The sequence below is a fragment of the Lysobacter sp. CC-YZS074 genome (assembly GCF_056739745.1).
The window spans coordinates 2,837,446-2,861,514 of sequence record NZ_CP200301.1; the positions used below are offsets into that span (position 1 = coordinate 2,837,446).

Annotated in this window: 25 protein-coding genes; 20 read left to right on the forward strand and 5 right to left on the reverse strand. The window is 70.2% G+C overall.

The genetic code is table 11. The annotated features are described in order from the left end of the window. Window positions 1-17: 17 nt before the first annotated feature. The 5 genes from hemN to U8331_RS12845 all read left to right on the forward strand — a co-directional run bounded on the left by hemN (window position 18) and on the right by U8331_RS12845 (window position 6,596). A complete protein-coding gene (hemN, locus tag U8331_RS12825) occupies window positions 18-1,430 on the forward strand; it encodes an oxygen-independent coproporphyrinogen III oxidase (protein ID WP_481131401.1) in 1,413 nt (470 codons plus the stop codon). Between the two features lie 7 nt (window positions 1,431-1,437). Continuing rightward, a complete protein-coding gene (locus U8331_RS12830) occupies window positions 1,438-2,202 on the forward strand; it encodes a helix-turn-helix domain-containing protein (RefSeq protein WP_481131402.1) in 765 nt (254 codons plus the stop codon). 256 nt (window positions 2,203-2,458) lie between these two features. Beyond that, window positions 2,459-4,807, forward strand: coding sequence for a nitric-oxide reductase large subunit (locus U8331_RS12835; protein ID WP_481131403.1), 2,349 nt, complete (start codon window positions 2,459-2,461; stop codon window positions 4,805-4,807). Between the two features lie 121 nt (window positions 4,808-4,928). Further along, entirely contained in the window at window positions 4,929-6,170 is a 1,242-nt protein-coding gene (locus U8331_RS12840; RefSeq protein ID WP_481131404.1) for an NnrS family protein, read from the forward strand. Window positions 6,171-6,194: 24 nt separating this feature from the next. Then, window positions 6,195-6,596, forward strand: a complete 402-nt coding sequence (locus tag U8331_RS12845; RefSeq protein ID WP_481131405.1) for a SirB2 family protein — start codon at window positions 6,195-6,197, stop codon at window positions 6,594-6,596. 483 nt (window positions 6,597-7,079) lie between these two features. Here U8331_RS12845 and U8331_RS12850 read toward each other — a convergent pair whose 3' ends face one another. Beyond that, on the reverse strand, window positions 7,080-7,283 hold the full coding sequence (locus tag U8331_RS12850; RefSeq protein ID WP_481131406.1) for a hypothetical protein: 204 nt from the start codon (window positions 7,281-7,283) through the stop codon (window positions 7,080-7,082). Window positions 7,284-7,518: 235 nt separating this feature from the next. Here U8331_RS12850 and U8331_RS12855 point away from each other — a divergent pair, with 235 nt between their 5' ends. The 11 genes from U8331_RS12855 to U8331_RS12905 all read left to right on the forward strand — a co-directional run bounded on the left by U8331_RS12855 (window position 7,519) and on the right by U8331_RS12905 (window position 17,636). After that, complete coding sequence (locus U8331_RS12855) at window positions 7,519-8,193, forward strand: alternative oxidase (RefSeq protein ID WP_481131407.1); 675 nt, start codon at window positions 7,519-7,521, stop codon at window positions 8,191-8,193. A gap of 426 nt (window positions 8,194-8,619) precedes the next feature. Further along, window positions 8,620-9,999 carry a cytochrome-c oxidase, cbb3-type subunit I gene (gene ccoN / locus U8331_RS12860; RefSeq protein ID WP_481132989.1) on the forward strand — a complete coding sequence of 460 codons (1,380 nt, stop codon included), beginning with the start codon at window positions 8,620-8,622 and terminating at the stop codon, window positions 9,997-9,999. 10 nt (window positions 10,000-10,009) lie between these two features. Continuing rightward, a complete protein-coding gene (gene ccoO, locus U8331_RS12865; protein WP_481131408.1) occupies window positions 10,010-10,624 on the forward strand; it encodes a cytochrome-c oxidase, cbb3-type subunit II in 615 nt (204 codons plus the stop codon). Between the two features lie 4 nt (window positions 10,625-10,628). Beyond that, window positions 10,629-10,793 (forward strand): cbb3-type cytochrome oxidase subunit 3, encoded by a 165-nt coding sequence (locus U8331_RS12870; RefSeq protein WP_481131409.1) that lies wholly within the window; start codon window positions 10,629-10,631, stop codon window positions 10,791-10,793. After that, window positions 10,790-11,761: a cytochrome-c oxidase, cbb3-type subunit III gene (ccoP, locus tag U8331_RS12875; RefSeq protein ID WP_481131410.1), complete on the forward strand. Its 972-nt coding sequence runs from the start codon at window positions 10,790-10,792 to the stop codon at window positions 11,759-11,761. Before U8331_RS12870 ends, ccoP begins: the two co-directional genes overlap by 4 nt. Next, window positions 11,758-12,054 (forward strand): hypothetical protein, encoded by a 297-nt coding sequence (locus tag U8331_RS12880; protein ID WP_481131411.1) that lies wholly within the window; start codon window positions 11,758-11,760, stop codon window positions 12,052-12,054. Before ccoP ends, U8331_RS12880 begins: the two co-directional genes overlap by 4 nt. A gap of 16 nt (window positions 12,055-12,070) precedes the next feature. Beyond that, a complete protein-coding gene (locus U8331_RS12885; RefSeq protein WP_481131412.1) occupies window positions 12,071-13,627 on the forward strand; it encodes a 4Fe-4S dicluster domain-containing protein in 1,557 nt (518 codons plus the stop codon). Then, complete coding sequence (locus U8331_RS12890; RefSeq protein ID WP_481131413.1) at window positions 13,627-14,184, forward strand: FixH family protein; 558 nt, start codon at window positions 13,627-13,629, stop codon at window positions 14,182-14,184. The genes U8331_RS12885 and U8331_RS12890 overlap by 1 nt, the downstream gene beginning before the upstream one ends. 8 nt (window positions 14,185-14,192) lie before the next feature. Then, a complete protein-coding gene (locus U8331_RS12895; RefSeq protein ID WP_481131414.1) occupies window positions 14,193-16,616 on the forward strand; it encodes a heavy metal translocating P-type ATPase in 2,424 nt (807 codons plus the stop codon). After that, window positions 16,613-16,921 (forward strand): cbb3-type cytochrome oxidase assembly protein CcoS, encoded by a 309-nt coding sequence (ccoS, locus tag U8331_RS12900; RefSeq protein ID WP_481131415.1) that lies wholly within the window; start codon window positions 16,613-16,615, stop codon window positions 16,919-16,921. The genes U8331_RS12895 and ccoS overlap by 4 nt, the downstream gene beginning before the upstream one ends. Then, complete coding sequence (locus U8331_RS12905; RefSeq protein WP_481131416.1) at window positions 16,911-17,636, forward strand: sulfite exporter TauE/SafE family protein; 726 nt, start codon at window positions 16,911-16,913, stop codon at window positions 17,634-17,636. Before ccoS ends, U8331_RS12905 begins: the two co-directional genes overlap by 11 nt. A 242-nt stretch (window positions 17,637-17,878) precedes the next feature. On the opposite strand, the gene fnr is transcribed toward U8331_RS12905, so the two are convergent. The 4 genes from fnr to U8331_RS12925 form a co-directional block, all read right to left on the reverse strand. Then, a complete protein-coding gene (gene fnr / locus U8331_RS12910; protein ID WP_481131417.1) occupies window positions 17,879-18,643 on the reverse strand; it encodes a fumarate/nitrate reduction transcriptional regulator Fnr in 765 nt (254 codons plus the stop codon). 176 nt (window positions 18,644-18,819) lie between these two features. Beyond that, window positions 18,820-20,076 carry a beta-ketoacyl-ACP synthase I gene (fabB, locus tag U8331_RS12915; protein ID WP_481131418.1) on the reverse strand — a complete coding sequence of 419 codons (1,257 nt, stop codon included), beginning with the start codon at window positions 20,074-20,076 and terminating at the stop codon, window positions 18,820-18,822. Window positions 20,077-20,078: 2 nt separating this feature from the next. After that, a complete protein-coding gene (gene fabA, locus U8331_RS12920; RefSeq protein WP_481131419.1) occupies window positions 20,079-20,594 on the reverse strand; it encodes a 3-hydroxyacyl-[acyl-carrier-protein] dehydratase FabA in 516 nt (171 codons plus the stop codon). Between the two features lie 118 nt (window positions 20,595-20,712). Continuing rightward, window positions 20,713-22,128, reverse strand: a complete 1,416-nt coding sequence (locus tag U8331_RS12925; protein WP_481131420.1) for an aminotransferase-like domain-containing protein — start codon at window positions 22,126-22,128, stop codon at window positions 20,713-20,715. A 125-nt stretch (window positions 22,129-22,253) separates the two neighbouring features. Here U8331_RS12925 and U8331_RS12930 point away from each other — a divergent pair, with 125 nt between their 5' ends. The 4 genes from U8331_RS12930 (at window position 22,254) to U8331_RS12945 (ending at window position 24,039) form a co-directional block, all read left to right on the forward strand. Next, the gene (locus U8331_RS12930) at window positions 22,254-22,604 is read left to right on the forward strand and encodes a hypothetical protein (protein ID WP_481131421.1); all 351 of its coding nucleotides are present in this window, start codon (window positions 22,254-22,256) and stop codon (window positions 22,602-22,604) included. Beyond that, window positions 22,601-22,807, forward strand: a complete 207-nt coding sequence (locus tag U8331_RS12935) for a DUF2909 domain-containing protein (RefSeq protein WP_481131422.1) — start codon at window positions 22,601-22,603, stop codon at window positions 22,805-22,807. The genes U8331_RS12930 and U8331_RS12935 overlap by 4 nt, the downstream gene beginning before the upstream one ends. Before the next feature lie 67 nt (window positions 22,808-22,874). Continuing rightward, entirely contained in the window at window positions 22,875-23,228 is a 354-nt protein-coding gene (gene queD, locus U8331_RS12940) for a 6-carboxytetrahydropterin synthase QueD (protein WP_481132990.1), read from the forward strand. A gap of 349 nt (window positions 23,229-23,577) precedes the next feature. Continuing rightward, on the forward strand, window positions 23,578-24,039 hold the full coding sequence (locus tag U8331_RS12945; protein WP_481131423.1) for a phasin family protein: 462 nt from the start codon (window positions 23,578-23,580) through the stop codon (window positions 24,037-24,039). The last annotated feature ends 30 nt before the right edge of the window (window positions 24,040-24,069 follow it).

Genomic DNA, 24,069 nt, shown 5'->3' on the forward strand with positions numbered 1-24,069 from the left:
GTGCCTAGTCTGGCGCCATGGACACCACCCCCGCCTTCGACGCCGAGCTGCTGCGCCGTTACGACCGACCCGGTCCGCGCTACACCTCGTACCCGACCGCCCCGCAGTTCACCGGCGCATTCGGCGAGGCCGAGCTGCGAGAGGCGGCGGCCGCGAGCAACGGCGACCCGATTCCGCGGCGGCTGTCGCTGTACGTGCACGTGCCGTTCTGCATGAGCCCATGCTTCTACTGCGGCTGCAACCGCATCATCACCCGCGACCTGGCGCGCGGCGAGACCTACCTGGTCCGCCTGTACCGCGAGATCGCGATGATGGCCCAGTTGTTCGACCGCGACCGCGAGGTGATCCAGCTGCACTTCGGCGGCGGCACGCCGAACTTCCTGTCGCCGGTGCAGCTGGCCGAGGTGGTGGAGACACTGCGCAGCCACTTCCGCTTCTCCGATTCGCGCGAGCGTGACCTGTCGATCGAGCTCGATCCGCGCTTCGTAAAGCCCGACGACGTCGCCGAACTGGCGAAGATCGGCTTCAACCGCGCCAGCCTCGGCGTGCAGGACTTCGACCCGGCGGTGCAGGCGGCGGTCAACCGGATCCAGTCGGTCGAGGAGACCGTGGCGATCATCGATGCCTGCCGCAACCACGGCATGCGCTCGGTCAACGTCGACCTGATCTACGGGCTGCCGAAGCAGAACCACGCCGGTTTCTCGCGCACGCTCGACACCGTGGTCGCCGCGCGCCCGGACCGGCTGGCGGTGTACAGCTATGCGCACCTGCCGGAGATGTTCAAGGCGCAACGCCAGATCGACGCCGCCGACCTGCCTTCGGCGACCGACAAGCTCGGCCTGCTGCAGCTCGCCATCGAGAAGCTCACCGCGGCCGGTTACGTCTACATCGGCATGGACCATTTCGCCCTGCCCGACGACGACCTCGCCACCGCCCAGCAGCGCGGCGGCCTGCACCGCAACTTCATGGGCTACACCACCCACGCCGACACCGACCTGGTCGGCCTCGGGGTCAGCGCGATCAGCCACATCGGCGACAGCTTCAGCCAGAACCCGCGCGACCTGCCGAGCTGGCAGATCGCGCTCGACGAGGGACGGCTGCCGGTGTTCCGCGGCATGCGCCTGAGCGAGGACGACCAGCTGCGCGCCGACCTGATCCAGCGCCTGATGTGCCAGGGCGAGATCCCGATCGGCGCACTGGAACGGCGTTACCTCATCGATTTCGACGACTATTTCGCCATCGCGCTGGAGCGCCTGCGGCCGCTGGCGGACGACGGGCTGGTGCGGATCGAGCCCGGCCGCATCGCCGCCACCTCGCGCGGCCGCCTGCTGCTGCGTAACATGGCGATGTGCTTCGACCATTACCTGGACAGCCCCTCGCCCGAGCGGCGCGCCGACGTGGCCACCCCGCGCTTTTCCCGCGCGATCTGAGGGGCGCATGGAAAGCCGGGTGACTCCGACCGCGTTCCCGCGGCAGGACGCGCGCACGCTGTCCGACGACGGCGACGAACTGCACTTCTGCTCGACCTGCGCGTTCTCGCAGGCCTGCCTGGCCGAGGGGATGGACAAGAGCGGCCTGATGGACCTGCACATGCTGGTCGAGCACGTCGGCCCGTTTCACGCCGGCGACCACATCTTCCGCGAGGGCGACGACTTCGAGGCCATCGCCGCGGTACGCGCCGGCACGGTCAAGACCTACGTCGTCGACCGCGACGGCCGCGAGCACGTGCTTGGCTTCCACCTGCCCGGCGAGGTCATCGGCCTCAACGCGATCGACGGCGAGCACTACCCGTGCAACGCGGTCGCGCTGGACACGGTGATGCTGTGCCGGTTTTCGTTCCCGAAGATCTCGGTGCTGGCCGGCCAGTTGCCGGGCCTGCAGCGGCACCTGTTCCGCCTGCTCAGCCGCGACATCGGCCGCGCCGCGCTGCTGGCCGGCGACTGGAGCGCCGACCAGCGCATGGCCGCGTTCCTGGTCGGATTGTCGCGCCGGCTGGCCGCGCGCGGGTTCTCGCCCAACCGCTTCCAGCTGACCATGGCGCGCACCGACATCGCCAACTACCTCCGGCTGGCCCCCGAAACGGTCAGCCGGGTGCTGCGCCGCTTCCAGCAGGACGGCGCATTGCAGGTCGACCGCCGCGAGCTGGAACTGGTCGACCGGGACCGGCTGGAAGAACTCGCCGAACCGGTGCTGCGCGGCTAGTCGCCCCGCGCCGGCTCCACGATCGCGGCTGAAGCCGCTCCTGCAAAAGCCCGCACGGCGAGCGTGGACGCGCGACCACTGACGCGGACACACCCCAGCCATCCGCCGTTCATCTCCCGCCAACACCGCTCTGGCCAGCATCGGCCGGGTTCGGGCGGCCGACCGGAGCCGGTGCATACGGCGCGGGTTTGACCTGAATCAAGGAGCAAGCGGCCGACGCGGGCAACCATCTCGTCGACATCATCGGGAGATCGTCATGAGCAGCACCCGCAAGTTATGGATTGCACTCGCAGTCCTGCTGGTCTCGTCGTTCGCCGTACTGCTGTGGTCGGGGGCGGAGATCTTCCGCGCCGCGCCACCGGTGCCCGAACGCGTCGTCACCGAACAGGGTGACGTGATCTACACCAGGGACGACATCCAGCGCGGCCGACAGGTCTGGCAGTCGATCGGCGGCATGCAACTGGGTTCGATCTGGGGCCACGGCGGCTATGTCGCACCGGACTGGAGCGCGGACTGGCTGCACCGCGAGGCGGTCGGCGTGCTCGACCTGTGGGCGCGCGAGGAAGGAGGCGCGGCCACCTACGCACAACTGCCGGCCGAGGAGCGCGCACGGCTGCAGGGCCGCCTGCAGGCGATGATGCGCGAGAACACCTACGACCCGCAGACGGGCACGGTCACGCTCACCGCCGACCGCGCATTGGCGATCTCCAACGTGGCCGCGCACTACGAAAGCCTGTTCGGCAACGATCCGGCGACCGCGGAGCTGCGCGAAGCCTACGCGATGAAGAACGACACGATCCCGGACTCCGGACACCGGCGTGCGATGACCGCGTTCTTCTGGTGGACGGCGTGGGCGGCGGCGACCGAGCGGCCGCGGGCCGAGGGCGAGACCCTCTCGCCCGAACAGGCTGGTGTGCAGCCGCATCGCGTCACCTACACCAACAACTGGCCGAGCGAGCCGCTGATCGGCAACCGTCCGCCACCGTCGATGTGGGTCTGGTCGGCCTTCAGCGTGCTGTTCCTGATCCTCGGCATCGCCCTGCTCGGCTGGCACCACGCGGTCACCCACGGGCGCGGCGAGGAGCCGCACACCGTCCCGGCGCGCGACCCGTTCGCGGCGCTGCGGATCACCCCGTCAATGCGCGCCACCGCCAAGTACTTCTGGCTGGTGCTGGCCTTGTTCCTGACCCAGATCCTGCTCGGCGCGATCACCGCGCACTACCAGGTCGAGGGCCAGGAGGCATACGGCTTCGCCCTGGCCGACGTGCTGCCGTATTCGATCACCCGGACCTGGCACACCCAGCTGGCGGTGCTGTGGATCGCGGTGGCGTGGCTGGGCACCGGCCTGTACATCGCCCCGGCGCTGTCCGGGCACGAGCCGAAGTTCCAGCGTTTCGGGGTCAACTTCCTGTTTATCAGCCTGATCGTGATCGTGGTCGGTTCGTTCGCCGGCCAGTGGCTGGCGGTCATGCAGAAGCTCGGACTGGAGAACAACTTCTGGTTCGGACACCAGGGCTGGGAATACGCCGACATGGGCCGGTTCTGGCAGTGGTACCTGTTCATCGGCCTGCTGCTGTGGCTGACCCTGGTCGGACGCTCGCTGTGGCCGATCCTGCGCGGTGACCGCGGCGCCGACGGCAAAGCCAGCGAGTCGCGCCACATCGTCGGGCTGCTGTTCCTGTCCACCGTCTGCATCGGTCTGTTCTTCGCCTCGGCGCTGATGTGGGGCGAGCACACCCACATCTCCGAAGTGGAGTACTGGCGCTGGTGGCTGGTGCACCTGTGGGTCGAGGGCTTCTTCGAGGTCTTCGCGACCGCGGTGATGGCGCTGATCTTCACCCGCCTGGGCCTGATCAAGACCTCGACGGCGACCGTCGCCGTGCTGTTCGCGACCATCGTGTTCATGGCCGGCGGCGTACTGGGCACCCTGCACCACCTGTACTTCATCGGAACGCCGACCTCGGTGGTGGCGCTGGGCGCGAGCTTCAGTGCGCTGGAAGTGGTGCCGCTGGCCTACATCGGCTTCGAGGCGTACCACACCTACAAGCTGGGCCAGGCGACCCCGTGGATGGTCCGCTACAAGTGGCCGATCCTGTTCTTCCTGGCGGTGTCGTTCTGGAACCTGGTGGGCGCCGGCCTGTTCGGCTTCCTGATCAATCCGCCGCTGTCGCTGTACTTCATGCAGGGCCTCAACCTGACCCCGCTGCACGGCCACACCGCGCTGTTCGGCGTGTACGGCATGCTCGGCATCGCGCTGGTGCTGTTCTGCATGCGCGGCCTGCGCGGGCAGATGGTGTGGAACACCGGCGCGCTGAGGCTGTCGTTCTGGGCGCTCAACATCGGCCTGGCGCTGATGGCGGCGCTGACCCTGCTGCCGCTCGGCACGATGCAGCTGCTGGCGGCGATCGAGCACGGCTATGCGTATGCGCGCTCGGCCGAGTTCATGCAGAAGCCCATCGTCGACCTGCTGGTGTGGATGCGGGTGCCGGGCGACACGATCTTCAGCGTCGGCGCCGTGGCACTGGCCTGGTTCGTGCTGCGGCTGTGGGTCGCGCCGCGGCGCGAGGAGATCGGCGAGGGCGTGGCCGACACCCACGACCGCTGACGGATCCGCAGTGACGGGGCGTCTGGTGCGCCCCGTCCTGTTTTGCGGTTCCGGAAAGGCAGGCCAGCACTACTGATCTGGATCAATGCGGCCATCGCCGACCGAGGCCACTCTGGACACCATGGACACACGACCGACGCCCCCGCTGACTCCGCCCTCCGCACTGTCACCACGCCAGCTCGCCGAGGCACCGCACCGGCTGATGTTCTTCATCGGCGCGACCAACCTGCTGCTGGCGATGGCGTGGTGGGCGGCGTGGCTGGCGTCCGCACGCTGGCCCGGGCTGGCGATGCCGCAGCCCGATCCCTACGCCGGCTGGCTGCATGCGTTCGTGATGCAGTACCAGATGCTGCCGAGCTTCTTCTTCGGCTTCCTGCTGACCACCTTTCCCAAATGGATGGGCCTGCCGGACGTGGACCGCTGGCGCTATGTGCCGGTCGGCGCAGGCCTGTTCGGCGGGCAACTGGCGACCGTGCTCGGCTTGGTCGGCTGGGACGCCGGCATCGTGGTCGGCCTGCTGCTGACCCTGGGCGGCTGGCTGGCCGGGCTGCTGGTTCTCGGTGCGCTGGTGTGGCGCGATCGCAGCGCCACCTGGCACGCGCGTTCGTGCCTGGCGGCGATGGTGCTGGGGCTGGCCGGCCTGCTGTGCTGGACCGCGTTCGTGCTCGGCGCCTCGCCGCTGTGGGCGTTCGCGAGCATCAAGATCGGCAGCTTCGGGCTGCTGCTGCCGGTGTACCTGACCGTCGCCCACCGGATGTTCCCGTTCTTCGCCAGCCGGGTGGTGCCGGGCTACCGGCAGTGGAAGCCGCTGTGGCTGCTGGCGGCGTTCTGGCCGCTCGCGCTGGGCCACCTGGTGCTGGAGCTGCTGCACGCGTACGGCTGGCTGTGGCTGGTCGACGCGCCGCTGCTGGCGCTCACCGCGTTGATGCTGTGGCGCTGGTGGCCGCGCGGCGACAAGCCCGGAATCCTGTCGGTGCTGTTCATCGGCATGGCGTGGCTGCCGCTGGCCTTTGCGCTGTACCTCGGCCAGAGCATCGCCTATGAGCTGACCGGGGTGTACTGGCTCGGCCGCGGGCCGGCGCACGCGCTGTTCGTCGGCTTCTTCGGCAGCGTGCTGGTGGCGATGGTCACCCGCGTGACCCAGGGCCACTCCGGGCGGCCACTGGTGATGCCGGCGGCGGCGTGGTTCGCGTTCGTGGCGATCCAGGGGGTCGCGGCGATCCGCGTCGGCGCCGAGGTGCTGCCGGACGCGATGGCGTGGCACGCGGTGGCGGCGATCGGGTGGCTTGTCGCGTTCGCGCCGTGGGTGGCGCGGATCGGACGGATCTACCTGGCGCCGCGCGCCGACGGCAAGCCGGGCTGAGCCCGCCCGCAGGAGGAGCAAGCGATGATCGAGTTCTACCCGCAGATCAAGATGGCGCACATCTTCCTGGCCCTGTGCAGCGGCGCGATCTTCGCCCTGCGCGGCGCCGGGGTGCTGGCCGGCATGCGCTGGCCGCACTGGATCGCGGTGCGCTGGACCAGCTACACGGTCGACACCTGCCTGCTGACGGCGGCGCTGATGCTGCTGACGATCCTGCCCGGCGCGCTGTTCGCCAACGGCTGGCTGACGGCGAAGGTCGTGTTGCTGGTGGTCTACATCGTGCTGGGCGTGTTCGCGATCAAGCGCGGCCGCACGCAGGCGGTGAAGGCCGCCTGCTACGTCGCCGCGCTGGCGACCTTCGGCATGGTCTACACGATTGCCCGTGCCCACCATCCCCTCGGCTTCCTGTATGGCGTACTCAACTGACGCGCCGCGCCGAGGGAGACGCCGGCGAGTGGGGGTGGCACCAGGTGCGATGAGCCTTCGATCCGGGCCGATGCGAAGGCGCGCGTGTGTCCCGCGCATCGCCCGGGCTCCTGTAGGAGCGGCTTCAGCCGCGATCGGATGATGGTCCACCCGCGCCGGCTCCCGATCGCGGCTGAAGCCGCTCCTACAAAAGCCCGCGACCGGCCCGGGCCCGAATGGTAGGAGCGACGTGAGTCGCGACCGCGCAGGGAGATCGAACGGTTCAGCACCACCGGCCCCCGCGACGGCATCCGGAGCCGCCTTCGGGCCACAGCGTCCCGCGCCCAGCCCTGCATTCCCGGCCACGCCTCCGCGGTCGCGACTTACGTCGCTCCTACCGCCGACATCGCGGTGGCGACCACGGCGCCCCGGAAGGCAGCGAACCGGCGTCGACCGCTTCGATCGCGCGCCGCCCTTCGAAACGCATGATCCGCGCGGCGACGCTCACCGGTCGTGGCACCCGAGTGTCCAGCCCGGCGGATCGCTGGCGGGGAAGCTGTCCTCCAGGGTCGCGTCGATCGCCGCCTGCGTGGCGTGGCCCGCGCGTGCCACCCGCAGCGACATCCCGGCCGCGTGCATCGCCTCGACCACGCCGGCGGCCCGCGCCAGCTCGAAGTCGCCCAGGTCGCCGATCCCGAAGTCGCTCATTGTCGTGCTCCCGTTCCGGTACATGCCGGTGCATCCGGCACGCACAGCAGACACCCGCGCCGCGGCGGCGGCCCTGACATGGATCAAGCCCCGGCCTGCCGCCGGCTGAATGCCGCCGACCGGAATTGACTTCGATCAAGGGCGCACCGGAGCGGCAGGCGGACCATGCACGCATCCGGTGCATCCGCCGGTGCGGCGCCCTCCAATCAACGGCGCACTTGAACCTGGAGTCCCCATGAACGTCCTGATCACCCCCGTCGTCCACACCCCCGCCGCCGTCGACCTCGACGTCCACCACCGCACCCGCGACTGGTCCGACCGCGTCGCCTACGGCATCACCCGCGGGCTGCGCTTCCTCGCCGACACTTTCTTCGCCAAGCGCTACGGCAACCGCGCGATCGTGCTGGAGACCGTGGCCGCGGTGCCGGGCCTGGTCGGCGCGGCGCTGGTGCACCTGCGCTGCCTGCGCTGGATGCGCGGCGACCGCGGCTGGATCCGCACGCTGATGGAGGAGGCCGAGAACGAACGCATGCACCTGATGACCTTCATCGAGATCGCGCGCCCGAACTGGCTCGAGCGTGCGCTGGTGCTGGTCGCGCAGGCGGCGTTCTTCACCTTCTTCCTGCTGCTGTACATCGTGTCGGCGCGCACCGCGCACCGGCTGGTCGGCTATTTCGAGGAGCAGGCGGTGATCAGCTACAGCCAGTACCTGCAGGAGATCGACAGCGGCCGGGTCGAGAACGTGCCGGCGCCGCAGATCGCCAGGGACTACTGGCAGCTGCCGGCCGACGCCCGCCTGCGCGAGGTGGTGCTGGCGGTGCGCGCCGACGAGGCCGGCCACCGCGACGTGAACCACGGCTTCGCCGACCAGTTGCGTCCAAGCGCCGCGGACGGAGCCCGCCTGGCGTGATCGCCACCGTTCAGGGGAAGGCCCGGTCCGCACCCGCGGCCGGGCTTTTTGTCACCTGCGCTGACCGTCCCCGCCGCGCTTCCGCGCGGATGCGGACTCGTACGTTCGCGGCGACCTGAACGAACCATCTGATCCGGCATTTTTCCGAACTTTTGAGTCTGTGGCGACTGATCCGGTCGGCCTAAGCTGAACTCTCCTCCATACCGCCGCGTGCGGTCCCCCGGGGGAATTGATCTGGATCAAGCGGCGCGCGGAGCGCGGCCGCGAAAATACCCGCGACAGCAAAACCAGGGCCCTGCCATGACTGCGTTAGACCGCATCCCGGCGGCTGGTGCTCCCGCACCGGCCGCCGCGGGCAAACTCGTGCGTGACGCCGCACGCGACTTCTACAACGACAAGGTGGTCCACCAGTTCGTGGTGGCGACCATGTTCTGGGGCATCGTCGGCATGGCGGTCGGCGTGTTCATCGCGGCCCAGTTGTACTGGCCGGCGCTGAACTTCGACACCGCCTGGCTCAGCTACGGGCGGCTGCGGCCGCTGCACACCAACGGGGTGATCTTCGCCTTCGGCGGCTCGGTGCTGTTCGCGACTTCGCTGTACGTGGTCCAGCGCACCTGCCACGTACGGCTGATCAGCGACCGGCTGGCCAGCTTCGTGTTCTGGGGCTGGCAGGCGGCGATGGTCGGCGCGCTGGTCACGCTGCCGATGGGCTTCACCCAGGGCAAGGAATATGCCGAGCTGGAATGGCCGCTCGACATCCTGATCGCGGTCGTCTGGGTGGCCTACGGCTGGCTGTTCTTCGGCACTATTGCCCGTCGCACGGTCAAGCACATCTACGTCGCCAACTGGTTCTACGGCGCGTACGTGATCGCGGTCGGCCTGCTGCACATCGTCAACAACCTGGCGATCCCGGCCGGCATGTGGAAGTCCTACCCGGTCTACAGCGGCGCGGTCGATGCGATGGCGCAGTGGTGGTACGGCCACAACGCCGTGGCGTTCCTGCTGACCGTCGGCTACCTGGCGATGATGTACTACTTCGTGCCCAAGCAGGCGCAGCGGCCGATCTACTCGTACCGGCTGTCGATCGTGCATTTCTGGGCGCTGATCTCCATCTACATGTGGGCCGGCCCGCACCACCTGCACTACACCGCGCTGCCGGACTGGGCGCAGTCGGTCGGCATGGTGTTCTCGGTGATCCTGCTGGCGCCGAGCTGGGGCGGCGCGATGAACGGCATCCTCACGTTGTCGGGCGTGTGGCACAAGCTGCGCACCGACCCGATCCTGAAGTTCCTGATCGTGGCGATCAGCTTCTACATGATCGCCACCTTCGAAGGCCCGCTGCTGTCGATCAAGACGGTCAACTCGCTGAGCCACTACACCGACTGGACCGTCGGCCACGTGCACGCCGGCACCCTGGGCTGGGTGGCGATGATCTCGGTCGGCTCGGTGTACTCGCTGTACCCGCGCCTGGTCGGGGTCGAGAAGATGCATTCGACCCGATGGATCGACGCGCACTTCTGGATGCACACGCTCGGCGTGGTGTTCTACATCGTCTCGATGTGGATCGCCGGGATCACCCAGGGCCTGATGTGGCGTGCGACCAACGGCGATGGAACGCTGACCTACAGCTTCGTCGAGTCGCTGGTGGCGACCTATCCGTATTACCTGGGCCGCCTGCTGGGCGGGCTGATGATCGTCGGCGGCATGTGCCTGATGGCGTGGAACCTCTACCGCACCTGGCAGTCGGCGTCGGAGCCGGCGCGCCACCCGGTGCTGGCGCCGCACCCCGGGTCGGCCCGGGCCTGAGGACAGACAGATGAGTCTTGGACACGAGAAGATCGAGAAGAACATCGGCCTGCTGGCGGTGCTGGTGGCGGTGGCGGTGTCGCTGGGCGGGCTGGCCGAGATCGTGCCGCTGATGTACCAGGCCGAGGCGATCAAGCCGCTGCCGGGGGTCAAGCCCTACCCGGCGCTGGAACTGGCCGGGCGCGACGTGTACGTACGCGAGGGCTGCTACAACTGCCACTCGCAGATGGTCCGCACCCTGCGCTTCGAGACCGAGCGCTACGGCCACTACTCGCTGGCCGGTGAGTCGGTCTACGACCGGCCGTTCCAGTGGGGCTCCAAGCGCACCGGCCCGGACTTGGCGCGCGTCGGCGGGCGCTACTCCGACGACTGGCACCGCGTGCACCTGGTCGACCCGCGCGCGGTGGTGCCGGAATCGAATATGCCCGCGTTCCCGTGGCTGGAAACGACCCCGGTCGACGCCGCGCAGGTCACCATGAGCATGCAGGCGCTGCAGCACCTGGGCGATCCGTACTCCGACGAGGAGATCGCCAGCGCCGCCGGCGACGTCGCCGGCAAGACCGAACTCGATGCCGTCGTCGCCTATCTGCAGGCGCTCGGCAAGCACGCACCGCGCGGAGGCTGAGGACATGTTGTCGGGAATCATCACGATCGCGCTGACGCTGCTGTTCGTGGCCGTCTGGGTCTGGGCTTGGCAGCCACGCCACAAGCAGGCTTTCGAAGCCACCGCGCGGCTGGCGCTGGACGAGGACGCGGCGCCGCGGGCGGAGCGTGACCGGGAGCCGCGGGCATGAGCGCGGGCTGGAACTGGTTCGTCGCCGCGCTGGCGGTGCTCAACATCCTCGGCGTGGCCTGGCTGCTGTGGTGGACGGCCAAGCGCCGCCCGGGCGATCCGAAGCCCGAGGAGACCAGCCACTACTGGGACGAGGACATCACCGAGTACAACAAGCCGATGCCGCGCTGGTGGATCAACGGCTTCTACATCGCGATCGCGTTCGGCATCGGCTACACCGTCTGGTACGGCGGCCTGGGCACGATCCCGGGCGTCGGCGAGTGGAGCTCGGCGCGTGAGCACGCGCTCGACAAGGCCGCCGCCGACGCACGCCTGGACGAGACGTTCGCGCCGTACCGCAACGCGCCGCTGCCGGTACTGGCGGCCGACGGGACCGCGCTGGCGCTGGGCCGCTCGATCTTCTCCAACACCTGCGCGACCTGCCACGGTTCCTCGGCGCAGGGCGCGATCGGCTACCCGAACCTGTCCGACGACATCTGGCACTGGGGCGGCGAGCCCGAACAGGTACTGCAGACGGTGATGGACGGCCGCGACGGGATCATGCCCGAGTGGGGCACGGTGCTGACCGGCATGGGCGGCGAGCACGCGGTCGACTACGTGATCGCCTACGTGCGCACCCTCGCCAGCGCCGACCAGTCGCTGCGCAACGACTACATGGCCGCGCGCGGCAAGACCCTGTACGAAGGCGTGTGCGTGGCCTGCCACGGCATCGAGGGCAAGGGCAACGTCGCAATGGGCGCGCCCGATCTGACCGACGAGTACTGGATGTACGGCAGCAGCAAGGCGAGCCTGCGCGAGACGATCACCCAGGGCCGCCACGGGGTGATGCCGGCGCACGGCGAGCTGCTCGGCGAGACCCGGGCGCGGCTGGTCGCGGCCTACGTCTGGTCGCTGTCCAACCCGGCCGGTGCGCCCGCCGATGCGTCCGCCGGCGCCACCTCCACCGCCGCGGCGGAACCGGCGCCTTGAGCGTGCACGCGCCGGCACCGTTCGACCACCCGCCGCGCCCACTGGCGCAGCGGCTCGGCGCGATCCTGTGGCCGAGCTTCTTCGCCGCCGGTGTGGCCACGATGGTGTTCTTCGCCTTCGTCGACCCGCTCGAGCTGCGCGACATGACCTTCGCGCGGGTGCCGCTGACCCGCGGGCTGGGCTACACGATCGGCTTCTTCATGTTCTGGCTGGCGACGGCGTCGTCGAGCCTGTTCACCTGGTGGCTGCTAAGACCCGCCAGCCGCTTCAACAAGGCGTTGCCCCGCGACTAGGCAACACGCAGGAAACGTGAACAAGAAAATCGACATCGACCTGCTCGAACCCGCCCGCGACGCGGGTGGCGACTCGCTGTACGTCAGCGAGCGCAAGGTGTATCCGCGCGACGTGCGCGGCCGTTTCGACTGGCTGCGCAAGGCCGCGGTGTTCTGGCTGCTGGGCATGTACTACCTGTTCCCGTGGCTGCAGTGGGACGGGCGCCAGGCGGTGCTGTTCGACCTGCCGGCGCGACAGTTCCACGTGTTCGGGCTGACCTTCTGGCCGCAGGACTTCAGCCTGCTGGCGATGCTGCTGATCATCCTGGCGCTGACGCTGTTCTTCGTCACCGCGCTGGCCGGGCGGCTGTGGTGCGGCTACGCCTGCCCGCAGACGGTGTGGACGGAAGTGTTCCTGTGGATGGAGCGCTGGACCGAGGGCGACCGCGCCAGGCGCATGAAGCTCGATGCCGGCCCGTGGACGCGCGAGAAGGTCCTGCGCAAGGGCGCCAAGCACGCGCTGTGGCTGGCGTTTGCGCTGTGGACCGGCTTCACCTTCGTCGGCTTCTTCACCCCGATCACCGGGCTCGGTGCGCGGCTGTGGCCGTACCAGTGGAACGGCTGGGAAGTGTTCTGGGTGCTGTTCTACGCGCTGGCGACCTGGGGCAACGCCGGCTTCCTGCGCGAGCAGGTGTGCAAGTACATGTGCCCGTACGCGCGCTTCCAGAGCGCGATGTTCGACCGCAATACCCTGATCATCGCCTACGACCCGATGCGCGGCGAACCGCGTGGCCCGCGCAAGCGCGGCCTGGGCAGCGTGCTCGAGCGCGCGCGCGGGCTGCTCGACGTGCGCACCGCCTACGACTACGTGTTCCGCGCCAGTCGGCACCCGAGCGCGGCGCAGAACCGGCTGCAGGCGGCCGGCACGATCACGCTCGGTGACATGGGCGCGGAAGCCGCGCCGCTGCCGAAGTTCGCACCCGAGGAGCTCGGCGACTGCATCGACTGCACGATGTGCGTGCAGGTCTGCCCGGTCGGCATCGACATCCGCAACGGCCTGCAGTACGAGTGCATCGCCTGCGGCGCCTGCATCGATGCCTGCGACGACGTGATGGGCAAGATGGGGTACCCACGCGGGCTGATCCGCTACTCGACCCAGAACGCGATCGACGGCAAGCCGAGCCGGATCCTGCGCCCGCGGCTGCTGGTCTACGGCGCGCTGCTGCTGGTGCTGGTGGCCGGCTGGGCCTGGGGCATCGCCGCGCGCAGCCCGCTGATCGTCGACGTGCTGCGCGACCGCAACGCGCTCTACCGCGTGGTGAACGACGGCGTCGACAACGGCTACACGCTGAAGCTGGTCAACAAGACCCGGGACGCGCAGGTCTACACCGTCGCGATCGAGGCCGACGCGGGGATCACGCTGCGCGGCGGCGAGCGCAGGGTCGAGGCCGATGCCGGGCAAGTGCTGTCGATCCCGGTGGAGCTGTCCGCGCCGGCCAATGTCGGCGGCCGCCACGAGGTCCGCTTCATCGTCGAGTCGGCCGACGGCGACGTGCGCGAGACCGCCGACAGCACCTTCTTCGGACCGATGTGATGAATGCCAATCCGCCAGCGCCGCAAGGCGACGACCCCCGCTCACCGCACGGCGACGAAACGCCCTCCTCGCCCTGGCGCCAGCCGGTGGTGTGGCTGGTGGTCGCGCTGGTCGCCGCGGCGGTGGCCGGCGGCATCACGATGGTGGTGATCGCCGGCGGCGACGGCGGCACCGACACCATGCCCGACCCGGTGCGCCGTACCGCGCAGGTGCAGACCGCCGATCTCGGTCCGGACGAGTTCGCGCGGGCCGCGAAGCTGAGCGCGATCGTCCGCATAGACGCCGAACAGGGCGCGGTCGAGGTGCTGCCGGTCAGCGGCGACTTCGACCGGGGCGCGCCGCTGCGGCTGGACCTGCTGCACCCGACCTCGGCGGGGCACGACATCGCCCTGCAGCTGCAGCCGACCGAGCTGGGCTGGCGGGTCGCGGCCGAGGTCAACGGGGGGCACGACTGGAACATCCGCCTCGGCCCTGCCGACGGACGCTGGCGCGTGCAGGGCCGGTTGCCGAAGGGCCAGCACGCCGCAAGCCTGCGGCCGGCGCTGCAGGCGCCGTAGGACGCATCGTGGCGGCAACCCTGACCCGCGCGACGGTGCTCGACGTTTCCGGCGCCGTCGCCGGTGGCGACTGCCACCATTGCGGCGAGGTGCTGCCGGCGAACCCGGCGCGGGTGGCGTTCGAGGGCGAGCTGCACGCGTTCTGCTGCGAGGGCTGCGCCGCCGCCGCGCGGTGGATCGGCGACGCCGACCTCGGCGACTACTACCGCCTGCGCAGCGAACGCGCCGCGCGCGTCGCCACCGAGCCGGTCGATCTCGGCGTCTGGGACCGCGACGAGCTGCTGGCCGAGCACGCCCACGACATCGACGGCGGCCGCGAGATCACCCTGCTGACCGACGGCATGCGCTGCGCCGCCTGCGCGTGGCTGATCGACCGTGCGCTGGCGCGCCAGCCGGGCGTGCTGGAGGCCAGCGCCAACGCGGTCACCGGCCGCATACGGCTGGCCTGGGACCCGACGGTCTCCACGTTGTCGGGCGTGCTGCATCAGCTGGTCACGCTCGGCTACCGGCCGTACCTCGCCGGCGGGCAGGCGCGCGAGGCCGAGCGCCGTCGCGAGCGCAACCGCGACCTGATCCGCATCGGCATCGCCGGGCTCGGTTCGATGCAGGCGATGATGCTGGCCGAGGCGCTGTACCTCGATTTCGGCAACACCATGTCGCTGCCGACCCGCGATTTCTTCCGTTGGGTCACCTTCCTCGTGTCGACCCCGGTGGTGTTCTACGCCGGTTGGCCGTTCATCGAAGGCGCGTGGCGCGAGTTGCGCCAGCGCCGCCTCGGCATGGAGCTGCTGATCGCCGGCTCGACCCTGCTGGCCTGGGGCGCGAGCGTGTTAGAGACCGTCCGCGGCGGCGCGCACGTCTGGTACGACGCCGCGGTGATGTTCGTGTTCCTGCTGCTGGCGGCGCGCATGCTGGAGCAGCGCGCGCGTGGCATCGCCAGCGCCCAGGTCGACGCGCTGGCGCGGGCGCGGCCGGCGTTCGCCACCCGCGAGACGTCCGACGGCCGCCGCGAGTCGGTGCCGCTGGCGGCACTGGCGGTCGGCGACGTCGCCTGCGTCGCGGTCGGCGAGGTGGTGCCCGCCGACGGCGAGCTGCTGGCCCCGGCGCGCTTCGAGGAGGCGCTGCTGACCGGCGAACCGCACCCGGTCGCCAGGGCCGCCGGCGCGGCGGTCTACGCCGGCACGGTCTGCCGCGAGCAGCCGGCGCGGCTGCGGGTCACCGGCACCGGCAGCCGCACCCGGCTGTCGCAGCTCACCCGGCTGGTCGAGCGTGCGCAGGCGCAACGGCCGGCGCTCGCGGTCGCCGCCGACCGGGTGGCCCACCGTTTTGTCGCCGGCCTGCTGCTGGCGACCGTCGCGGTGTTCATCGGCTGGCGCATCCACGACCCGGCGCGCGCGTTCGAGGTGACCCTGTCGCTGCTGATCATCAGTTGTCCGTGCGCGCTGTCGCTGGCGGTACCGGCCGCCTTGGCCGCCGCGCACGGTGCGCTGGCACGCATCGGTGTGCTGGCGGTGCGCGACAACGCGCTGGACCGGCTCGCGCAGGCCACCGACGTGGTGTTCGACAAGACCGGCACCCTCAGCGACGGGCGCCCGGCGCTGGCGCAGGTGGAGGCGTTCGACGGATTCGAGGCGGCGCAGGTGCTCGGCATCGCCGCGGCGCTGGAGCGCGACAGCGGCCACCCGATCGCGCAGGCGTTCGCCGGTGTCGACGATGCGCCGGCGGCCACCGACCTGCACGCGGTCGCGGGACACGGCGTGGCCGGCACGGTCGATGGACGACACTGGCGGCTCGGCCGCTCCGACTTCGCCGCCGGCACCGGCGACGACGGCCGGTTGTGGCTCGGCGACGGTGAGCGGGCGATCGCGCGATTCACCCTGCGGGAGTCCGAACGGCCCGACGCACGCGATACCGTGGCTGCGCTGGCGGGCGCCGGCCTCGCCGTGCACCTGTCCAGCGGCGACGCCGCGGCGCCGGTGCAGCGCTTCGCCACGGACGTCGGCATCGACCGCGCCCACGCACGGCAGAGCCCCGAAGACAAGCTGGCCTTCGCGCGCGCGCTGCAGGCCGAGGGGCGGGTGGTCGCGATGGTCGGCGACGGCCTCAACGACGCGCCGGTGCTCGCCGGCGCCGACGTCTCGCTCGCGGTGGCCGACGGCGCGGCGCTGGCGCAGCGGGCGGCCGACCTGGTGCTGACCGGCCATTCGCTGTCGCGCGTGCCACGGGCGATCACGGTCGCGCGCCGGACCCGCCGGGTGATCCGGCAGAACCTCGCGTGGGCGAGCGCCTACAACCTGCTCGCGCTGCCGCTGGCGGCGGCCGGGCTGGTGACGCCGTGGATCGCCGCGCTGGGCATGGCGCTGTCGTCGCTGGTGGTCACCGCCAACGCGCTGCGGCTGGCGCGCATTCCGGCACCGGAGCCGACGCCATGAACATCCTGCTGCTGATGATCCCGCTGAGCCTGCTGCTGCTCGCCGCCGCCGCGTGGGCGTTCACCTGGGCGGTGCGGCGCGGCCAGTTCGAAGACCTCGACACCCCCGCGATCGACATCCTGCGCGACGACCCGCACGAGCGTGCGGCACGGCGTGCGCGCCTGTCGGCCGGCACCGACGGTGGCGTTGAACTGGTGCCTGTGCCGGAGGCGGGCGCGTCGCGGGCCGCCATGCCGGCCGCTGACCCGGCGACGGCTGGCGACGCCCCGGCCAGGAAGCCGGAGGGCCGGCACGATGCCGATTGACTGGCTGACGCTCGGCGCCGCGCTGATCAGCGGCGTGCTCGGCGGCGCGCATTGCGCCGCGATGTGCGGCGGCATCGCCACCGGCTTCTCCGCCGCCGGCGGGCGCGGCGGCTGGATCGCCGCGCTCGAGCCCAACGCCGGGCGCGTGCTCGGATACACGCTGGCCGGCGCGATCGCAGGCGGCCTCGGCCACGGCATCGTCGACCTGGCATCGCTGGACTGGCTGGCATGGGGCGCGCGCGCCGCGGTCGGGCTGGTGCTGGTGGTGGTCGCGCTGCGGTTGTTCGACCAGCGCGGCCGGCTGCGCTTCCTGCCTCGTCCCGGGGCCGGTGTGTGGCGCTGGCTGCGCCCGGTCCAGCGCCGCCTGCTGCCGGCCGACACACCGGTCAAACGGATCGGGCTGGGCATGTTGTGGGGCTGGATGCCGTGCGGTCTGAGCACCACCCTGCTGGCCGCCGCCTGGTTGCAGGCCGATGCCCGCAACGGCGCGCTGACGATGGCGGCGTTCGGCCTGGGCACCCTGCCGCTGATGCTGCCACTTACCTGGTCCGGCGCGCGCCTGGGCCAGCGCCTGCAGCGGCGCGGCTGGCGCCATGCGGCCGCCACGCTGGTGCTGGCCGCCGGCGTGTTGACCATCGCTTCGCCGTGGCTGATGCAGGTGCCGGCGGTGCACGGCTGGCTGGCCGCGCTGGGTTGTTTGCCGCGCGCGGTGTGACGCACGGGTACCGGGAATGCAGGAGCGATGTCGGTCGCGATTCACCTACTTGTCGTCCCGCCGTGCTCGACGCGGACCCGTGCGCGCGGAGGCTGCTCCGCGTGAATCGAAGCGGGTTGCGGTGTCAGTGGGTCGCGACTGACGTCGCTCCTACAGGGAACTGGAGCGGCGCGGGTCGGGAACCGGCCATCTCCCGCCCGGTGTCTGCCCAGCGGTATCGCAGGCGATCCCGCCCGTCGGCCTTACGACCGCGCCCGGCGCGGTGCGGCACTGCCCTGCTCGGCACCGTGCGCCAGCCGTTCCAGCTCGGCGGCGTTGAGCACCTCCACCCGCCGCCCGACCACTGCGATCACCCCGTCCTCCTGCAACCGGGTGAACCCGCGACTGACCGTTTCCAGGGCGAGCCCGAGGAAGCGGGCGATGTCCTCGCGGCTCATCGGCAGCTTCATGGTGGTGCTCGACTGGCCGATGTTGCGCAGCCGCTCGCCCAGTCCGTGCAGGAACAGCGCGATGCGCTCGTTCGCCTGGCGGCGCACCAGCATGCCCATGTGTTCCTGGTCGCGGTTGAGGCTCTGGCCGATCACGCGCAGCAGCTGGTGCTGCAGGCTCGGCAGTTGCGCGGCGACGGTGGCGAGCTGGTCGAACGGCACCTCGCATACGTTGGCGGTGGTCAGGGCGATCGCCTCGCAGCGGTGTTCGCCGCCGCCGAGCGCGTCCAGACCGATCAGTTCGCCGGGGAGATGGAAGCCGACCACCTGTTCCTCGCCGTTCTCGTCGACCCTGACCGTCTTGAACGCACCGTCGCGCGCGACGTACACGGACGCAAGCCGGTCGCCGGGGCGGAACAGGCGTTCGCCGCGTTCGAGCGGGCGTTTGCGACGCACGATGTCGTCGAGCTGCACGAGCTCCTGCCCGCTGATGCCGGCCGGCAGGCACAGCTGCTGCAGCGAGCATTGCGCACACCCGCGACGCAGGCGGACGAGGTCCAGAACGTTCGATTCGGCCATGGCCGCTATCGTGCCACGCGGCACCCGCCGAATTGCTCACGCGCACTGGATGGCACGTTGCCGGTCCGGTCGAAATCGATGGCGATAACGTGCCGCGTCCGCGTTCCACGCGGACCGGGCACCCGGCAATGGGTCGGCGGGTGGCGGTCGATGCCGACGCGCCACCGCCATTACGTTCAATCGGCGCGGGAAAACACCAGGGTCGCGTTGGTGCCGCCGAAGCCGAAGCTGTTGGACATCACCGTCTTCAGCGTCGCCTCGCGGCTCTCGCGCAGGACCGGGAAGCCCTCGGCCTTGGGGTCGAGGTTCTCGATGTTGGCCGAGCCGGCCATGAAGCCGCCGCGCATCATCAGCAGGCAGTAGATCGCCTCGTGCACGCTGGCCGCGCCAAGCGAATGGCCGGTCAGCGCCTTCGTCGACGACAGCGGCGGTACGTCCCCGCCGAACACCTCGCGCACCGCGCCCAGTTCGACCACGTCGCCGACCGGCGTCGAGGTGCCGTGGGTGTTGAGGTAGTCGATCGGGCCGACTTCGCGGCCATCCAGCCCCGCCAGCGCCTGCTTCATGCAGCGCACCGCGCCCTCGCCCGACGGCGCGACCATGTCGACGCCGTCGGAGGTGACGCCGTAGCCGACCAGCTCGGCGATGATCTCCGCGCCGCGCGCCTTCGCGTGTTCGTACTCCTCGAGGACCAGCATGCCGCCGCCGCCGGCGATGACGAAACCGTCGCGATCCACGTCGTACGGCCGCGAAGCCGACTCCGGCGTGTCGTTGTGCCTGGTCGACAACGCGCCCATCGCGTCGAACTGCGAGGTCATGCCCCAGTGCAGTTCCTCGCCGCCCCCGGCGAACATCACGTCCTTGACGCCGTGGCGGATCAGGTCGGCCGCCGCGCCGATGCAGTGCGCCGAGGTCGCGCAGGCGGCGGAGATCGAATAGCTCAGGCCGCGGATGCCGAACGCCGTCGACAATGCCGCCGAGACGGTCGAGCCCATCGTACGCGGCACCATGTACGGCCCGACCTTGCGCACGCCCTTGTCGCGCATCAGGTCGCCGGTGGCGATCTGCCATTCCGGCGAACCGCCGCCGGAACCGGCGATCAGGCCGCTGCGTTCGCCACGCACCTGCTCGTCGCCGAGGCCGGCGCCGGCGATCGCGTCGCGCATCGCCACGTAGGCGTAGGCCGCGGCGTCGCCCATGAAGCGCTTGAGCTTGCGGTCGATCTGCTCGACCAGGTCGATCTGCGGCACGCCGGCGACGTGGCTGCGCAGGCCCATCTCGGCGTACTCGGGGACGAAGCGGATACCCGAGCGCAGCTTGCGCAGCGACTCGGTGACGCTGGCCGCGGCGTTGCCGATGCACGACACCACGCCCATGCCGGTCACGACGACGCGGCGCGGGCCGGTGGCGGCGGAATTGACTGCTGCGCCCATGCTCAGAACCCTTCCGTCGAAGTGAACAGGCCCACTCTAAGGTCGGAGGCCGTGTAGATCTCGCGACCGTCGACCAGGGTGCGACCATCGCCGATCACCAGTGCCAGCTTGCCGCGCATCACCCGGCGGATGTCGATCTCGTACGACACTACCTTGGCGTCGGGCAACACCTGGCCGGTGAACTTGACCTGTCCGACGCCGAGCGCGCGCCCGCGCCCCGGCTCGCCCAGCCACGGCAGGTAGAACCCGCACAGCTGCCACATCGCGTCGACGCCGAGGCAGCCCGGCATCACCGGATCGCCTTCAAAGTGGCACTGGAAGAACCACAGGTCCGGGCGGATATCGAGTTCGGCGCGGATCACGCCCTTGCCGTACTTGCCACCTTCGGTGGAGATCTCGGTGATGCGATCGAACATCAGCATCGGCGGCGCCGGCAGCTTGGCGTTGCCGGGGCCGAACATTTCGCCGCGGGCGCAGGCCAGCAACTGGTCGTAGTCGAAGGAGGAAGGACGATTCATCTGGTCAGGCACAGGCAACCCGCAGTCATCACAAACCGTGATTCTGCCGGTTTGCCGCGAAACGTGTGTTGACGCCGGTCAACGCGCGTTTCCATACGCCGACGCATGCCACGCCGGACTACCCCGCACCGCGCGCGAGCTGCCCCAGTTTCGCCAGCGCGGCCGGCGCCCGCCCGGTGAGCGGGTGCCCGCAATTGAGCCGCAGACAGTGGCCGAAACCGCGGCTGGCGGAGAACACCGGCCCCGGCGCGATGCTGATCGACTGCGCGATCGCCTGCCGCTGGATCGCCAACGCGTCGGCCCCGGCGGGCAGTTCCAGCCAGAGGAAGTAGCCGCCGGCCGGCCGGGTCACCCGGGTGCCGCGCGGGAAGTGTCGCGCCACCAGCCCGAGGCATTCCGCCTGCTGCGCCGCCAGGGTCTTGCGCAGCCGTCGCAGGTGGCGGTCGAACCCGCCGCGCTGCAGGTAGTGGGCCAGCGCCAGTTGCGAAGGCACGTTGGTGTTGAGGGTGGTGGTGAGCTTGTGCCGCGCGATCCGTCCGGCGAAGCGCCCGCCGGCGACCCAGCCGATCCGGTACCCCGGCGCCAGGCTCTTGGAGAACGACGAGCAGTGCATCACCAGCCCTTCGCGGTCGAACGCTTTCGCCGGCACCGGGCGCTCGCTGCCGAAGTACAGCTCGGCGTAGACGTCGTCCTCGATCAGCGGGATGCCGTGCCGCGCCAGCAGTTCGACCAGCGCGCGCTTGCGCCCGGTCGGCATGCTCGCGCCAAGCGGATTCTGGAAGTTGCTCATGATCCAGCACGCCTTCGGCGCGTGGCGTGTGATCGCCGCTTCCACCGCGTCCAGGTCGATGCCTTCGCGCGGGTGGGTCGGCACCTCGATCGCACGCAGGTTGCGCCGCTCGAGGATCTGCAGGGTGGCGTAGAAGCAGGGCGACTCGACCAGCACCGCGTCGCCCGGCGAGGTCACCACGCCGATGCAGAGGTTCAATGCCTCCAGCGCGCCATTGGTGACGACGATGCCGTCGGCGTCGACCTGCATCCCTCCCAGCAGGTAACGCAGCGCAATCTGCCGCCGCAGCTCGGCGTTGCCGGGAGTGAGGTCGTCGACCGTGGCCCACGGGTCCAGCCGCGGCGCGGTGGTGGCCAGCGCGCGCCCGAGCCGGTCGAGTGGGAACAGCAGCGGGCTCGGGAACGCCGAGCCGAACGGCACGACGTCGTGCACCATCGACGCCTGCATGACCTCGAACACCAGGTCGCTGACATCGACGCGGCGCGACTCGCCATCGGGGCGGGAGGCGTGCTCGGGTTCGGGCGGCTGGACGGCGGCGGTGCGGGTGACGTAGTAGCCCGAGCGCGGGCGCGATTCGACCAGACCCTGTGCCTCAAGCCGGTAGTAGGCCTGGAACACCGTCGACGGGCTGACCTGGCGCGCCGCGCTGGCCTCGCGGACCGACGGCAGCCGGTCGCCGGGCTTGAGCACGCGGCGGCGGATCGAGTCGGCCACTTCCGCGGCGAGGGCTTCGTAGCGCTTCATCGGCCTCCGGGTGTCCGCTCAGTCTGAACGATGGCCACTGATACGGTTTTTCGGCGGATTTCTGAGTCTACGCCAGCTGATCCGGTCGCCCTATCCTGCCACCCTGCCGTAGTGGAATGCCCACCATGAACCCCCTGGTTGAACTCAATCTCGCCCTGATCCTGTTCGTGCCCTGGTTCGCGATCCTGGCCGTGCTGTTCTGGCTGTTCCCGCGCCAGCCGCGGACTTTCGCGCGCAAGGCGTTCGATACCGCCAGCCTGGTGCTGGCGACCGCCGCGGCCGCGTGGGGCATGTACTGGAGCATCGACCACGCCGATCCGCAGTACGGCCACATGTGGCAGCAGGTCCTGGCGACGTCGATCTCCTACGGCCTGTTCCTGGCCGTGATGACCGCGGCGATCGTGCTGCGCTGGCGCTGGCTACGCGGGCGGCAGGCCACCCTCGCCACCGCCTCGACCGGGAGCCCGGGCCGATGAAGACGCTGTTCATCATCGGCTTCCTCGGCCTGATCATCTACAACCTGGGCGCGGGGCTGTACTACATGCTGGTCGACACCGGGCGGAGCAAGCGCACCGTCAACACGCTGACCCGCCGCATCGTGCTGTCGATCGCGCTGATCGGGCTGGTCGCCGCCGGCATCTTCACCGGCGTGATCGATGCGCACGGCGTGGGCGCCTGAGGCGTCTCCCTGTTCCGTTGGCGGCACCGGCCGGCCCTGCAGTGCCGCGCCGTACAATGACGCGATGATCGACATCTTCAAGAGCTTCACCCTGGAAGCCGCGCACCGCCTGCCGAACGTGCCGGAAGGGCACAAGTGCGCACGACTCCACGGCCACTCGTTCCGGGTGGACATCCACCTGCGCGGCGAGATCGGTCCCGATACCGGATGGGTGATGGACTTCGGCGACGTCAAGCGCGCGTTCCAGCCGCTCTACGACCGTCTCGACCACCACTACCTCAACGACATCGAAGGGTTGGAGAATCCGACCAGCGAGCGGCTCGCGGTGTGGATCTGGGAGCGGTTGAGGCCGGTGCTGCCTCTCCTCAGCGAGGTGGTCGTGCACGAGACCTGCACGTCGGGGTGTCGCTACCGCGGTTGAGGGACACGCTTCACGGGCGTGAGCCGTCGTCGACGTGGCAGTCGGCTTGGTCCTCGGAACCGGATTGGTCCCATACGGGCCGCGCTTTTTGTAGGAGCGGCTTCAGCCGCGATCGTGGAGTCGGGCGACGCCGGAGATCCGATCGCGGCTGAAGCCGCTCCTACAAGGGCGAGTGGGCTCTTCTTCAAAGCGCGCCGGACAACGCGGGGCGCTTGCCCCGATCCCTGAGCCGCTGGAGCAAGCCGTTGCTGAATGCCCGCCGCGCGCCCGATGTTGCATCGCAACAATTCCTTGGTTATGCTGCACCGCACAAACCGGCATTCCCTGTCGGCGCTTGCAGGAGCCCACCATGTACCAGCAGTTCAACGAACAGTTCGCCGCCGCGACGCGCCAGTTCGCCGAGACCGCGGCACAGGTCAACCGCCTTGCCCTCGACAATGCCGGGGCCGTGTTCGGCCTGCAGCTGGCCGCTGTCGAGGACCGCGCCAACGCGACGCTGACGTTCTGGAGCGAAGCCACCGAGGTCCGTGACGCCGACGGCCTGAAGGACCTGCTGCCGAAGGCCGCCCAGGTCGCGCGCGAGAACCTCGAGCGCGGCGTCGCCACCGGCCAGGAAGTGCTCGCCCGCACCGTGCAGGCCAACGAGCGGATCGCACAGATCGCCAAGGCGCAGTTCGAAGCCGCGGCGCGGACCACCCAGACCAATGTCGAGCAGGCCACCCGCGCCGCCGCCGCCAAGACCGAAGCCTATGTCGCCAGCGCGACCAAGGGCGCCAAGGCCGCTGGCAACGCCGGCCAGCAGGCGAAGTAAAGACCGTCTCTCTCTCCAGCCTCGGCAGGA

Excerpts from the sequence above, each read along its gene's own strand:
- U8331_RS12930 (WP_481131421.1), top strand. The coding sequence starts at position 22,254 with ATGAACCCCCTGGTTGAACTCAATCTCGCCCTGATCCTGTTCGTGCCC.
- U8331_RS12855 (WP_481131407.1), top strand. The coding sequence starts at position 7,519 with ATGAACGTCCTGATCACCCCCGTCGTCCACACCCCCGCCGCCGTCGAC.
- fabB (WP_481131418.1), bottom strand. The coding sequence starts at position 20,076 with ATGGGCGCAGCAGTCAATTCCGCCGCCACCGGCCCGCGCCGCGTCGTC.
- U8331_RS12925 (WP_481131420.1), bottom strand. The coding sequence starts at position 22,128 with ATGAAGCGCTACGAAGCCCTCGCCGCGGAAGTGGCCGACTCGATCCGC.
- U8331_RS12850 (WP_481131406.1), bottom strand. The coding sequence starts at position 7,283 with ATGAGCGACTTCGGGATCGGCGACCTGGGCGACTTCGAGCTGGCGCGG.
- U8331_RS12890 (WP_481131413.1), top strand. The coding sequence starts at position 13,627 with ATGAATGCCAATCCGCCAGCGCCGCAAGGCGACGACCCCCGCTCACCG.
- U8331_RS12870 (WP_481131409.1), top strand. The coding sequence starts at position 10,629 with ATGTTGTCGGGAATCATCACGATCGCGCTGACGCTGCTGTTCGTGGCC.
- U8331_RS12905 (WP_481131416.1), top strand. The coding sequence starts at position 16,911 with ATGCCGATTGACTGGCTGACGCTCGGCGCCGCGCTGATCAGCGGCGTG.
- ccoN (WP_481132989.1), top strand. The coding sequence starts at position 8,620 with ATGTTCTGGGGCATCGTCGGCATGGCGGTCGGCGTGTTCATCGCGGCC.
- ccoS (WP_481131415.1), top strand. The coding sequence starts at position 16,613 with ATGAACATCCTGCTGCTGATGATCCCGCTGAGCCTGCTGCTGCTCGCC.
- ccoP (WP_481131410.1), top strand. The coding sequence starts at position 10,790 with ATGAGCGCGGGCTGGAACTGGTTCGTCGCCGCGCTGGCGGTGCTCAAC.
- fabA (WP_481131419.1), bottom strand. The coding sequence starts at position 20,594 with ATGAATCGTCCTTCCTCCTTCGACTACGACCAGTTGCTGGCCTGCGCC.
- hemN (WP_481131401.1), top strand. The coding sequence starts at position 18 with ATGGACACCACCCCCGCCTTCGACGCCGAGCTGCTGCGCCGTTACGAC.
- U8331_RS12935 (WP_481131422.1), top strand. The coding sequence starts at position 22,601 with ATGAAGACGCTGTTCATCATCGGCTTCCTCGGCCTGATCATCTACAAC.
- U8331_RS12840 (WP_481131404.1), top strand. The coding sequence starts at position 4,929 with ATGGACACACGACCGACGCCCCCGCTGACTCCGCCCTCCGCACTGTCA.
- U8331_RS12845 (WP_481131405.1), top strand. The coding sequence starts at position 6,195 with ATGATCGAGTTCTACCCGCAGATCAAGATGGCGCACATCTTCCTGGCC.
- fnr (WP_481131417.1), bottom strand. The coding sequence starts at position 18,643 with ATGGCCGAATCGAACGTTCTGGACCTCGTCCGCCTGCGTCGCGGGTGT.
- U8331_RS12830 (WP_481131402.1), top strand. The coding sequence starts at position 1,438 with ATGGAAAGCCGGGTGACTCCGACCGCGTTCCCGCGGCAGGACGCGCGC.
- ccoO (WP_481131408.1), top strand. The coding sequence starts at position 10,010 with ATGAGTCTTGGACACGAGAAGATCGAGAAGAACATCGGCCTGCTGGCG.
- U8331_RS12945 (WP_481131423.1), top strand. The coding sequence starts at position 23,578 with ATGTACCAGCAGTTCAACGAACAGTTCGCCGCCGCGACGCGCCAGTTC.
- U8331_RS12835 (WP_481131403.1), top strand. The coding sequence starts at position 2,459 with ATGAGCAGCACCCGCAAGTTATGGATTGCACTCGCAGTCCTGCTGGTC.